10 protein-coding genes are annotated in these 12457 nt (G+C 66.1%); 4 read left to right on the plus strand and 6 right to left on the minus strand.

The genetic code is table 11. The features are described 5' to 3' along the window. The 4 genes from ABXH26_RS06065 to ABXH26_RS06080 form a co-directional block, all read left to right on the plus strand. Positions 1-651: hypothetical protein (locus tag ABXH26_RS06065; protein WP_353566152.1), on the plus strand; the 651-nt coding region annotated here is incomplete at its 5' end. A gap of 657 nt (positions 652-1308) precedes the next feature. Continuing rightward, positions 1309-1665 carry a hypothetical protein gene (locus tag ABXH26_RS06070; RefSeq protein WP_353566153.1) on the plus strand — a complete coding sequence of 119 codons (357 nt, stop codon included), beginning with the start codon at positions 1309-1311 and terminating at the stop codon, positions 1663-1665. 3 nt (positions 1666-1668) lie between these two features. Then, positions 1669-2082, plus strand: coding sequence for a hypothetical protein (locus tag ABXH26_RS06075; RefSeq protein ID WP_353566154.1), 414 nt, complete (start codon positions 1669-1671; stop codon positions 2080-2082). 56 nt (positions 2083-2138) lie between these two features. Beyond that, the gene (locus tag ABXH26_RS06080; protein WP_353566155.1) at positions 2139-2945 is read left to right on the plus strand and encodes a hypothetical protein; all 807 of its coding nucleotides are present in this window, start codon (positions 2139-2141) and stop codon (positions 2943-2945) included. 1322 nt (positions 2946-4267) lie between these two features. Here ABXH26_RS06080 and ABXH26_RS06085 read toward each other — a convergent pair. From ABXH26_RS06085 to ABXH26_RS06110, 6 genes are all read right to left on the minus strand, one after another. After that, a complete protein-coding gene (locus ABXH26_RS06085) occupies positions 4268-6391 on the minus strand; it encodes a transglutaminase-like domain-containing protein (protein WP_353566156.1) in 2124 nt (707 codons plus the stop codon). Beyond that, on the minus strand, positions 6391-7779 hold the full coding sequence (locus ABXH26_RS06090) for a DUF58 domain-containing protein (protein ID WP_353566157.1): 1389 nt from the start codon (positions 7777-7779) through the stop codon (positions 6391-6393). The genes ABXH26_RS06085 and ABXH26_RS06090 overlap by 1 nt, the downstream gene beginning before the upstream one ends. A gap of 248 nt (positions 7780-8027) precedes the next feature. Further along, entirely contained in the window at positions 8028-10091 is a 2064-nt protein-coding gene (locus ABXH26_RS06095) for a TonB-dependent receptor plug domain-containing protein (RefSeq protein WP_353566158.1), read from the minus strand. A 46-nt stretch (positions 10092-10137) separates the two neighbouring features. Next, positions 10138-10575: a hypothetical protein gene (locus ABXH26_RS06100; protein WP_353566159.1), complete on the minus strand. Its 438-nt coding sequence runs from the start codon at positions 10573-10575 to the stop codon at positions 10138-10140. After that, a complete protein-coding gene (locus ABXH26_RS06105) occupies positions 10572-11348 on the minus strand; it encodes a trypsin-like peptidase domain-containing protein (RefSeq protein ID WP_353566160.1) in 777 nt (258 codons plus the stop codon). Before ABXH26_RS06105 ends, ABXH26_RS06100 begins: the two co-directional genes overlap by 4 nt. A gap of 81 nt (positions 11349-11429) precedes the next feature. Then, positions 11430-12443, minus strand: coding sequence for an A/G-specific adenine glycosylase (locus tag ABXH26_RS06110; RefSeq protein WP_353566161.1), 1014 nt, complete (start codon positions 12441-12443; stop codon positions 11430-11432). Between the last annotated feature and the right edge of the window lie 14 nt (positions 12444-12457).

Consider the following 12457-nt stretch of genomic DNA (forward strand, 5'->3'; position numbering starts at 1 on the left):
TCAGAAACAGAAGCCAACGGCGTCGCGGAATCGAAGCGCGTCCATCCGAGGAGCCAGGTGCGGCAATTCCGCACGCCGGGATCTGCGAGGGGGGCGCCGGATGACCGGCGTCCCTACCTCAATCTGCCAAAAAAGAGAGAATTCTTGAATTACCTTCGCGCAGTAGCAGTCGAAAGACCGATGAAAAAGATACTCGTATTCGCCATTGGTACCCTCGCTGGAATTGCTTCGTTCACGCTTGAAGCTTCAGAGCGCAAAGATTTTGTGGCTGCAGTTTCCATAGCTGAAGGTGAGGTGTTCCCCGTGACCTTTTCGATCTTTGATCATGGGGGGGAGGACACGATCGATCTCTATCTTGATGGCAGGAAGTGGACGGCACCGCTGATTTTAAGGGACACCCCAGAATTGCAGGGCAATCCGACTTCGAAGGTCTTTGATGCTGTATTCACCAGCGATGACGGAATGTTTTCGATCATCCTGACGGGAAGATTCTATGATTTCGATGCGGGAATGGGAGATGGGACGATTGCGGTCCATGCCGGAGCGACAATCCCAACAAAAGCGGGTCTGCCTTTGATTCAGGCTAAGCTCAAAGTCGGCAGTCTGACCATCCGAGAACTGAAAGCAGAACAAGTCGGCGCAGGTTCTTAATCAAGGGAAAAGCGCGTAGGTCCTCCGGCCCGACGGATTGCTTGGTTTTTCCCGTCGGGGTTGGCTTTCGAGGGGCCTGGGGTGTGGGTCGGCTGCGGCAGCGCTGGGGCCGGTCCGCTACGGAAGGTGCCGTAGTTCTCCCTTCCGGCTGCGTCGTCGCGGCGGGTCGGCGGGCGGCGGATGACTTTTCCGTCGGGTGTTGTTTTACGACCTCGGCCGGGTGGGGCGAAGTTGGCGGCCGGGTCGTCTCTCACTCCCAAGCAGGTTCCTGGAACTGGCGCGTGAAGCCGGAGGACGCGCACGCCCCGGCAGCAAACCACGCAGCCCCCCTATCAGGAAACAGGGGGTGGGTTGTTTGCAGAGGGCGTCCGGAGGCGGGCCGGCGGCTCGACCTGTCGGAACGGGGAGCAGGTGGCCGGCCGCCTTGTCGCTTGTGTCGTTCAGAGTCATCGTGGAGGATCCCAAGAGATGGTGTAACGCGTGGCGCGGGGATCATTCACTCAATCGGAGGCCTTGCGGCTTCATGCGGCTTGTCGGATCTCTCCGCGCCTTCCACGCTTGCGCCCGCGGCTCGCGGACGGCCGGAGCGGGAAATTCACGTTTCTCGGCTTCGATTTCCACTGGAAACGGAGCCGGCGCCACCGTCGGCACGTCCGCGTGAGACGGACGACCAGCAAGAAGAAGTTCCGCGCGACCCTGCGAGGGCTGAAGGACTGGCTGAAGGCCTCGCGCAGCGTGCCGCTGCGCGACCAGGTCGTCACGCTGTCCCGCAAGCTGCAAGGGCACTGGAACTACTTCGGAGTGATCGGGAACTCGGTGCGTCTGTGGCAACTGCTGCACCACGTCCGGCACTTGGCTTCAAATGGTGGAACCGCCGCAGCCAGCGGCGCAGCTTCACCTGGGCGGAGTTTGCCGAGGCATGGGAGCGGTGGAAGATGCCGCGGCCGAGGATTGTGGAAACCCCGTTACCCTGGAGCTGGCGGGAGGCTCGACAAGCCGGGAGAGCATGAGTAAACGATGAAGTCAGAAACAGAAACCAACGGCGTCGCGGAATCGAAGCGCGTCCATCCGAGGAGCCCGGTGCGGTCATTCCGCACGCCGGGATCTGCGAGGGGGGCGCAGGATGACCGGCGTCGCTATCTCAATCGACTGAAAGTGGATACTCTGGGGACCATCCTTGCGGCATTCGGCGGTGTCTTTGCTATCGCTTCTGCAGTGGCGCTCGCATTAGCCAAGCACGACCGCCCTGAAGTGTCTGGCTGGCAGTGGGGCGACATATTTCTTCTAGGAGGAGCGATCTCGTTCGTTCTAGGTTTGGCGCGCGGCCTTTCTGACGGATTTCGTGACCGGAGTTCGTCGGCTTTCATCCTGACCGTAATATTCTTGGTGAGTGGAGCCGTCACGGCGATCGGAGTGTTTCTCGCCGTCTGAGGTCTAAACCCCAAAACGGTCGAAGTCGTGGGATGCAACCGGCGACAATGTCCTTCTTGAATTCGAGCTCGGGCGGGCAGTTCTTCGGGAAGTTGCAGGTCGGAATCGAGCTTGCAGCCAGGGTGAGAGAAACGAGATTGATGCGGCCGACCATGAAGATTCGTTCCCTCAGTGCCTTCGTTGCCGTCTTCTTCTTGGGCTATGTTTTGCGAGGTGCGATGGATTCCAGGGATCTTCCGGCTCGTGAGCTTGGAAAGAGGACGTCGGCGGAGGCCCCGGTCAACGAAGCGGTTGAAACGGCTCCAAGGGGAGCGGGCGGTCCATGGGTGAGAGAACGGAGATCCAGCCCGCGATATTCTCTATCGGGCCGGCAGCTCGAGGCGGTGCTGACCATGGGCATGTCGGATCCTGTGATCCTCTTCAGGGAAATGGGTCTCTCGGAGGCTCAGATCCGGGATCTTGAAGCAGGGAACCCGGCGCATGGGCTTGAGGAGAAGCTTCATGCGATCGAACGGAGGCATGCGGCTCCGGGATCGGGGCCCGATGGTCCGGTCGTGATGATCCGGGCATTTCCCCAAGATCGTCGGAACTGGATCGAGTCCGTGGAAGAGCGGGTACGCATGGTGGTCGATGACGAGCGGTCGCCGCTTCTGGCGCGGGCGCTCATCGCGAGGGCGGGACTGCTTGAAAGTGGCCTGTTTCGCCGGGAGATCCGCTTCATCGAGTCCGAAACGGGCCGCCTCGATGTGTCGGAACGGAGCTTCGACGAGGACGGTAGCTTTTATCGGGAGGACTACCACAAGTGCACGCCGGATGATATCGAGCGATGGGCCGATCTTCTTCCTCGAAAAAGCCAGAAGTAGAATCGCGCGATTGGGATGGCCAAAGAACGCGAGTTCTGGGGGGCACTCCGGCGACGATGATCTCGAAAAGAATGACTCCCAACCGGCCCGGTATCGCCGCTGCGGCCCTCGCCTTTGCCCGTTTTACTTCGTTCAGCGAGCCCTCCCGGCTGGCCGCATGAAGGTCAGGGTCATCGTTGCCGTGTTGACGGTTCCGGCGACAATTCCCGGAGCCAGCTTCGCCGCCTATCACGCGGGTGTCGCTCCGGTATCGTCATGATACTACGAACTTCGTAGTGATTCGGGGACGGAGTTCCTGATCGTTTTGCTCGGCGCGGCGGGAGGCGCCATCGCGTCGTGTTTGCCCGGGGTGCTCCTCGTCGACCTCTTCTTGGGGTGGCGGCGCCCCTGCCGGGGCTGGATTCTCTGGGGCATCGGGGTCCGGTGGTTGTCACCACCGGCTAAGTTCCCACATCCCTCCGGGATGGAAGAAGCCTCATCGGAGCTCAATCCCATGCCATTCAGGACATGGAGAACGATACCGGGATCGAGGAGTTCCGTGCCTCAGAAAGGCCGTGACCTACGCCATCCTGATTTGATGCGCAGCGTTGTGATGAGGTTGATGGTCCACCCCTTTCCGAGGCCCCTGCCGGGGCCGAATTACTTTGGGGCATCGGGGTCCGGTGGTTGTCACCACCGGCTAAGTTCCCACATCCCTCCGGGATGGAAGAAGCCTCATCGGAGCTTAATCCCGTGCCATTCAGGACATGAAGAACGATACCGGGATCGAGGAGTTCCGTGCCTCAGAAAGGCCGTGACCTACGCTGCATCCTGATTTGATGCGCAGCGTTGTGATGAGGTTGATGGTCCACCCCTTTCCGAGGCCCCTGCCGGGGCCGAATTACTTTGGGGCATCGGGGTCCGGTGGTTGTCACCACCGGCTAAGTTCCGAAATCCCTCCGGGATGGAAGAAGCCTCATCGGAGCTCAATCCCGTGCCATTCAGGACATGGAGAACGATACCGGGATCGGGGAGTTCCGTGCCTCAGAAAGGCCGTGACCTATGCCATCCTGATTTGATGCGCAGCGTTGTGATGAGGTTGATGATCCACCCCTTTCCGATGCTCCTGCCGGGGCTGGATTCCGTGGGGCATCGGGGTCCGGTGGTTGTCACCACCGGCTCATTTCCCACATCCCTCCGGGACGGAAGAAGCCTCATCGGAGCTCAATCCCGTCCATTCAGGACATTCTGCATGGCTGCGATTTTGAAGGAATCCGAGGCCATGAAGCGGTGAGGCCTCGAAACCCGATCGCTCGCCTATGGGGCGAGCAGGGAACGGCTGCCTACACCCTGACACCCGGCTTTTCTCCGATGGCCCGGATCTGCGGGCGGAGGCGGTGGGCGAGCTGGTCGAGTTCGGCTTGGAGGGGGGCGGGATCCGAGTGGGGGTCGAAACGGAGTTGGCGGTGGAGGACGAGGGCGCGGTCGAGGTCGGCGGGCTCGCTGAGGGAAGCGCGCAGGGCGGCGAGCCAGTAGGCGAGCGGGACGGAGTCGGGTCGCTGGCCGAGGTGCTTGGCGGCGGCTTTTTCCAGGCGCTCCAAGGGCGAGGCGGTGCGGGTGAAACGGAGGTGGCCGTCACGATGGCGGCCGACATTTTGACGGGAAATCCACAGCCGGCGCGCGATGAACCAGCCGCCGCCGAGGAGGGGGACGGCGATGAGGCCGATGACGAGGGCGAGGTGGCCGGGCTTGGTGCGCCAGACGAGGAAGTTGTCGCGCAGGATCTGGAGGCGATCGAGCCACGGCTGCCAGGCGGGGACGCGCGGGGTTTCGAGGCCGGTCCAGTCGGGCGGGGTGAGGTCGACATCGACCCAGACCTGGCGTTCGGCGTCCCAGGCGAGGGCCCAGGCGTGGGCATGGATGCCGCGGAGGAGGGCGACGCCCTTGGCATCGCGCTCGATGACGGCGAAGCCGCTGGCGTAGCGGGTGGGCACACCGGCCTCGCGCAGGATCAGGGCGGTGGCGGTGGCGAAGTATTCGCAGTGGCCGCTCTGGAGCTTGAAAAGGAAGTCGGTGATGAACTTCGAGCGGCCCTCGGCCAGCGGCGGAAGGGGAATGCTGCCGTAGCGGGCGTAGGTGAAGTCCTCGAGGAACCAGGCGCGGAGGCGGTCGATTTTTTCCTGCAAGGGGAGGTCATCAAGGCCGAGCTTGCGGACGACGGCGCGGAGGGCGGGTTGCTCGGGCCGGGGGACTTCGAGGGAGGGAGCGAGGGTGAGGTCGGACTCGGGCAATTCCCACGGGCCGCGGGCGGTGGTGGTGCCGCGGCGGGTGAGGATGAGGGCATCGGCGACGGGGTGGCGGGGCTCGATGCGGAGGGTGCCGAGGTCGTTGATTTCGAGGTTCTGTGCGGCTTGGATGATGCTGGCGGCATCGCCGGGCAGCGGCAGCAGGGTGGGGCCGCTCTCGAGCTCGCCGCGGAGGATGCAGCGGGGCAGGGTCGATTCGCTGGCGGCCGGGCCGTCGAGGTAGCCCTCGTCGCCGGTGCGGCCGGTGATCCGGTAGGAGTCCTCGAGCAGGACGTTGGGGTCGGCGGCGTAGGCACCGAGTTCATTGAAGCCGGCATCGCCGGTGGCGTCGGGCGGCTGGATGGCGCTCCAGCGGGTGTTGACGTAGTAGTTGTAGGAGGCGACGCGGAGGAGGCGCGGCAGCGGCCCGTGCCGGGGGATGAGCCGCCAGCGGATGGCGGGCGACATCTTGACACCCTCGAGGCCACCGATGCGGGTCTGGTTTTCCTGGGAAAAGCCGCCGATGGAGCGGGTGCGGGAATTGGCATAGCGGACGATCAGGTCGTTGATGATCGATTCGCTCTTGAGGCCGGCGAAGATGGCGACGGGCAGGACGAGGAGCGGGCCGATGAGGTCGCGTCGCGGTCGCTTCAGGAGGGGTGCGAGCAGCAACCCCAGCAGCAGCAGGACGGCGGCGGGGTAAAAAACCGCGCTGTCGGCATTTTCACCGAGCGAGGCGGCGATGAGGACGGCGAGGAAGTAGGTGTTTCCGAAGGAGAAGCGGATTTCCCGGAAGGGCAGCCCGTAGCGGCGTGCGTGCTCGCGCTTTTTCCGCAGGAAATGGGAGAAGGCGGTGAGGGAAATGGTACGGTGCATGCCGTAGTTCTGCACGAACTGGAGCGGCAGCAGGACCACGGGCAGCCAGCGGAAGGCGCGCGGCAGGGCATCGTAGCGCTCGCCGCTGATCCAGATGAGCAGGGCGGTGAGCAGCAGCAGCAGCACGCTGAGCTGCCAGGCGCGCTGGAGGGCGAGGTGGCCGAACTTCCAGCGGACGGCGGTCCAGTGCGAGGCCTCCACGACGAGGGCGAGGACGAGCCCGATGACGGGATGGCCGCCCATGGCGCCCCACAGGAGCAGGGCGGCACCGATCAGCAGGCGTGGCGGCGGGGTGGAGGGGGCCATCAGAAGCGGGGCGGGAGTTTCATGAGATCCGGCCCGAGCTGGGTGCGACGGACGAAGCGCACGCCGGGGACTGAAGCGGGGATTTCCTCCTCGCAGACGACGATGGCGGCGATGGAAATGCCGGCGGCGTGGATGCGGGCGAGCAGCTCGGCGCGTTTCGGCGACCAGCCGGCAAAGACAGCGAGGCAGCCGGCGAGGTCCTCGGCGTGGCGGAGGACGAGCTTGCGCAGCGAGTCGAACTGCGGGTGCGGCGACGATTCCACGCCGGCGAGCACCTCGAGCAGGGTCTCGGCGCGGCCGGTGCCGCGGCCGGCGGTGACGACCTGCTCGCGGCCGGAGATGAACATCAGGTCGATGAGCGACTCGTGGGTATCGATCGCGGAAACGAAGGACGCGGCGACCGAGACGGCGGCCTCGAAGAGGGCTTCATCGCCGGCTTCGGGAAAGGTATCGAGGATCAGCCCGTGGCGCGGATAGAAGGTGTCTTCCAGCTCCATGACGACGGGCTTTCCGGTGCGGGCCCAGCTTTTCCAGTGGATCAGGCGCATCGGATCGCCGGGCTGGTAATCGCGCAGGGCGACGAATTCGCCGGACGGCCCGGTCTGGCGCGAGGCGGCATCGCCCCCGGCCTGAAAGCGCGCGGAGCCGGGCAGCTCGAAGGGCGGCAGCGGGTAGCGGGCGGGCAGGACGGCCAGGGTGGAAGCCGGCGTGGCGGTGCGCAGGCAGCGTTGGTAGAAACCGAGGGGATCGGGCAGCAGCAGGCGGAGGTCATCGAGCACGATCAGCCCGCGGCGGCGGGGAACGATGGTGGCCGTGACGGTGGTCGAGGCGCCACGGCGCAGCAGCAGCGGGCGGGTGGACTCGTCGGCATCGAAGAGGATGCGGATTTCACACAGCCACATCCAGCAGTGGTAGGCGAACACGCGGTCGAAGGCGTTGCGCTTCTCGCCGCCCGGTTCGCGGGCGATGGCGAACTGGGCGCGCGAGGGCCGGGGGTCGGGCGGGGTTTCGACCAGCGCGGCGTGGTGGAGGGTGAAGCGGGAGAGGTTGGTCAGGTGATAGGTCAGGCGGACCGGTTCGCCGGCGGTGGCGTGCTCGGGCAGCTGGCGGGTGATGCGGACCCGGGCGCGCCGCAGGGGGAGCGAAAGCAGGGCCATGACGCCGAGGGCGAAGCCGAAACCGAGCAGCTGGCCGGGGGCATCGGCCCGCCGGGGATCGCGCCCGCCGGCCAGGAAGCTGAGCAGGATGCCCATGACCAGCAGGGCGATGCCGGCGCGGCGGATGCGCCGGCGGAGGAAGAAGTTCATCAGGTTGCCCGACCGGTAGAACCAGTAGAGCACGCTGCGCAGCGCCGGCGGCGAAAGGGAGTTGTGGAGTGGTCGGGCCAAGATGCTCCCGGACTGTGGACCAGCCCGCGCCGGTCATCCAGCGGAACAGCGGGAAGATGCGGGAGCATCCATTTCGCGAGGTCCGAAAAGGGTCGGGTGGAACGCCCTCGGCCGGCCGGAGGCATCCCCCAGGCTGCGCATTTCCCGGGACGCGGTTGATCGGGGGCGGCCAGCCCTACCCCAAAAAAAGCACCGCCGGTTTCCCGGCGGTGCCTGGTGGTATTCCCAGCAGCAATGAGAATCGGAAACTACCAGCTGACCCGGGCGCCGAGGATGCCGTTGAGGCCGGGTTCGTTCTGGCCGGAGCCGTGGTTGCGGTAGTCTTCGTCGAAGATGTTCTCGACCCCGCAGGTCAGTTCGAAGTTGTCGGTGAAACGGTAGCCCGCGTGGAGCATCGCGACCAGGTAGCCGGGGGTGCCGCCGGTGGGGATGCGCTGGTTGTCGGAGGCCTGGTTGGCGGGGTGGATGCGGTCCTCGCCGACGGCGCCGAGCAGGCGTCCCTCGATCCAGAAGCGGTCCTCGGGGCAGGTCCAGCGCAGGTGGACGGAGCCGGTGAAGGGCAGCAGGCGGGTGATCCAGCGCTCGCCGTTGGCCAGGGTGTCGGTCTTGCCCTCGTTCCACGAGGCCGCGGCACCGAGCGTCCACTGGTCGTCGAGGCGCCACAGGCTCTCGGCCTCGAAGCCGTAGATGTAGCCGTCCTCGCCATTGGTCGCGATGCTATTTCCCCCGACGATCACGCCGGTGATGGCATCGCGGGTCCAGGTGTAAAAGCCGGCCAGCGAGGCGCTGAAGCAGTCGTTCGTGTAACGCGTGCCGAGCTCGGCGGTGAGGTATTTCTCCGGATCGAGATTCGGCGAGCCGTAGGAGGTCAGGCCGGCCAGCGCGAGCGTGGTGCCGGTGAGGTCGTTGAGGTTCGGCGCGCGGAAGGCCTGCGACAGGCCGCCGTAGACCGACCAGCAATCGGTGGCGCGGTAGATCGCGCGCAGGCTGGCGGACAGGTCATCCCAGTCCCCCCGGCCGCCCTGATCGACGGCGGAGCCGGCGGCGCGGTAGGCATCCCACTCGGCCTCGGCGTAGGTGTAACGCAGGCCGCCGGTGATGGTGAGCGGCTCGACGGGCGTCCACGCATACTGCGAGAAGGCGCCGAACAGATGATAACTGGCGTCGTCCGCCACCGGCCGGTCGGTCGGTCGGAAAACGCCGTTGCGGTAGGCGTAGGAGTCGGCCTCGTCCATGTAGTAGTCGAAGCCATACACCAGCGAGCCGGGCCCGAGGTGGGACTCGAAGGAAACGTCGAGGCCGTAGGTATTCAGGTCGATGCCGGCCGAGCGCTGGTCGGTCAGCGTGCGTTGCTGGACCTCGGAGTCCTGCGTTTTCTGCCAGCTCAGGGTGGCGGACCAGCGCTGCAGGAAGGCGCTTTCGTCGTCGTTGGTGCCCTCGACCTTGAGGTAGGTCAGCGAGCGCTCCTGGTCGTAGATGTTGGAAAGGAAGAACCCCGGCGCGGCGACGTGGCTGCCGTGGACCCAGCCGGGATTGTAGACGGTGCGGTGCCAGCGCCAGACGTCGTCCTGGTTCACGTACTGGTGCGCCAGGGTCAGCGTGGTGGAGGGCGAGAGGGCGAGATCGAAGCGGAAATCGAGGTCCTGCTCGGGGTAGCCGGTGTTTTTCATGCGGCCCACGGCGTCGTCCTCGATGTCGCCGAACTCCTTGCCGGTCAGGCCGAGGAACACGCCGAACTTGCCGCCCACGCCGAAGGAACTCTCCAACCGCCCGACCTGCGAGCCCTCGCCATTGCTACGATACTCGTAGTAGCCCATGCCGTGGGTGAAAGCCCGGCCCTCGGGCTGGTCGCGGAACCCGGAGGACTTGGAGAAGGCGTTGAGCGTGCCGCCGATGGCGTCCGAGCCGTAGAGCACGGAGCCCTGGCTGAGGACCAGCTCGAGGTGGTCGATGGCGTAGGCATCGACGGTGTTCCAGTACTGCACCGGGCCGCCGCGCCAGGTGGAGTTGTTGATCCGCACGCCATCGACCAGCAGCAGGTTCTGGCGGCCGGTGAAGCCGCGGATGAAGGGCGAGCCATGGCCGTAGGCCGTTTTCTGGACCAGCACGCCGGGCGTGTACTGCAGTGCGTCCGGCAGCGTGCGGCGGGTGTCGTCCCTCAGGTCCTCCGCATCCAGCGTGCGGACCGTGTAGGCGAGGTCGGTTTCCGGATTTTCCGACCGCGTGGCGGTCAGGATGAGCGGATCCAGCATGTCCTGGCCGTGGAGCGGCAGGACGGCGGCGAGGGTCAGGAGGGCGAGACGTGGAGACATTCGCGACCCAAACGCGGGCCGCCTGCGCATCTTAGAACGATTTGTGTCATGGCGGCGTGAGCACCTCGCCGGAGGCGATCCCGGAGCGGGTCGACTGGACCGAGTTGCGCTTCAACGCGGCGAGAATCTCCGCCTCCTTGGTGGTGATGCTGTAGGGCCCGGCGAACTCGATGGTATCGTCCTGCCCGCGCCAGCTGCGGCAGGCCCAGGCCTGGCTGTCCTTGAGGTAGTAGAGAATCAAGTACTGGCGGTCATCGCTGGAAGTTTCCGCGATGAAGTCGGGATCGCCGCGTTTTCCGATGAAAACGGCGAGGTCGCGATGGGTCGAAGCCTGCTCATGGAGCCGGCGGGCACCGAGGGTTTCGGGTTTTCCGCGGACCAGCATGATGCGGTCCTGCGCGCGGCGCTCCGAACGGTTCATGTTCGGGGCACAGGCCGCCAGCAGGGTGGCGGAAAGCAGCAGGGGGAGGAGCGGACGGATCATGGATGGGCGGTTTTTCCACGGGCACGACGGTCGCTGCGAACGCGCGCCATCACCCGCTGCACATTCGGCCGGTTGGCCTCCGATTCAATGAAGAATGCGGTTTCCAGCGGGATCAGGAACTCGACCGCGGAGTTGATGCCGACGAGCCGTCCGTCGGAATCGACCACCGGGCCGCCGCTGTCGCCCGGCTGCAGCGGGATGTCGTGCTTGAAGGCGCGGTTGCCGCCCACCGTGTTGTCCGGCGGGATGGCGGAGATGAGCTTGCCGCTGCCGCCGGAAAATCCGGTCGCCACGCCGGCATGCATCACCGGCGTGCCGCGTGGCAGCCAGGCGTCGGGCCGCGTCCACTCGTAGTAGTGGGGCGTTTCGACGTCGGCATGGAGCAGGGCCACATCGCCATCGGGCGAGCGCCAGACCACGCGGGCCAGATGCCCCTGAAGCCGGCCGGACCGCCGCAGCACGATGAAGATGTGGCGCCCGTCGGCGTGGGCCAGCACGTGGTCGGCGGTGAGGAAATAGCCGTCCGGGGCGATCGGGGCGGCCGAGCCGCCATCGGCGTCGGCGGGGCTGTTGCCGCGGTCGATCTTGTTGCCGAGCCAGGGGTTGATGTCCTGACGGCCGGAAACGACCACGGCGGCGAAACACTTGGCGGCCTTGGCATAGACCTCGCGTCCCGGCGGGGGGCCGGAAACCGGAGGGGGCGGCGGTGGCGAGCACGACGCCACGCAGGCTCCGACGATTGCGGCCGCGATCCATCCCTTCCTCAAGCTCATCGGGCTGGAACATACTCAGAGCGGGCATCCTCGCTCACTAGAATTTTCCGCGAATCGCAGTTCACCCGCTGGAAGGCGGTTTCACCCGCATTCCAACAGCTGGCCGAGCGCCTTGCGATCCGTAGGCGGCAGCACCAGCCCGTCGATCTCGTCCAGCCGCTTCCACGCCTCGCCCGCCGCAGCCCGCATCGGCGCCGGCGGGTCGTGCACCACCATGGTCACGCGGTAGCGGGTGATGCCGTATTTCCACCGGCCGAGCTCCGGCCAGTCCGCGGCGGCCTCCCTTTCCGGCAGCCGCCACATGCCGGCGCGGCGGCCTTCGTCGATCTTCCGCAGCAGCACCCGGCCACCTCGGCGGGCGAAGACGAGGTGCTCGGTCACCTCGGTCATGGCGACCTTCTTCGCCTTCACCGGCAGCCGCTCGGGCTCGCGGGTGGCGCACCATTTCCCCACCGGGCAGGCGAGGCAATCGGGCACGCCGGGCCGGCAGCAGGTCTGGCCCAGCTCCATCAGGCCGGAGTTGAAAAGCCGCGGGTGCCGGGGATCGACCAGCTCCCCGGCCCATGCCCACACGGACTTGAGCCCGGGGCCATCGATCGGCTCGTGGAAATCCATCAGGCGCGAGAGCACGCGGGCCACGTTGCCATCGACGATCGCCGCCGGCTGGTCGAAGGCGAAGGAAAGCACCGCCCCCGCCGTGTAGCGCCCGACTCCCGGCAGGGCCCGGATTTCCTCCGGATCCTCGGGAAAACGGCCGCCGTGGCGCCCGACGACCGCCCGCGCCGCCTCACGCAGGAAGCGCGCCCGGCGGTAGTATCCCAGGCCCTCCCACGCCTTGAGCAGCTCGTCATCGCCCGCCGCGGCCAGCGTTTCCACGTCGGGAAACCGCTCCATGAAACGCGCGTAGAAGCCCCGCCCGAGCACGGTGGCGATCTGCGTCTGCTGCAGCATCACCTCGCTCACCAGCACCGCGTAGGGGTCGCGCGTCCGCCGCCACGGGTAGTCGCGGCCATTCTTTTGAAACCACGCCACCAGCGCCTGCCGGAACCCGACCGGATCTTCCAGCACCCCCATTTCGCACCGCGGCTTCAGCACCCGGCCACCGTGCC

The organism is Haloferula sargassicola, from assembly GCF_040362925.1.
GTDB lineage: Bacteria > Verrucomicrobiota > Verrucomicrobiia > Verrucomicrobiales > Akkermansiaceae > Haloferula > Haloferula sargassicola.

Excerpts from the sequence above, each read along its gene's own strand:
- ABXH26_RS06075 (WP_353566154.1), top strand. The coding sequence starts at position 1,669 with ATGAAGTCAGAAACAGAAACCAACGGCGTCGCGGAATCGAAGCGCGTC.
- ABXH26_RS06085 (WP_353566156.1), bottom strand. The coding sequence starts at position 6,391 with ATGGCCCCCTCCACCCCGCCGCCACGCCTGCTGATCGGTGCCGCCCTG.
- ABXH26_RS06095 (WP_353566158.1), bottom strand. The coding sequence starts at position 10,091 with ATGTCTCCACGTCTCGCCCTCCTGACCCTCGCCGCCGTCCTGCCGCTC.
- ABXH26_RS06100 (WP_353566159.1), bottom strand. The coding sequence starts at position 10,575 with ATGATCCGTCCGCTCCTCCCCCTGCTGCTTTCCGCCACCCTGCTGGCG.
- ABXH26_RS06105 (WP_353566160.1), bottom strand. The coding sequence starts at position 11,348 with ATGAGCTTGAGGAAGGGATGGATCGCGGCCGCAATCGTCGGAGCCTGC.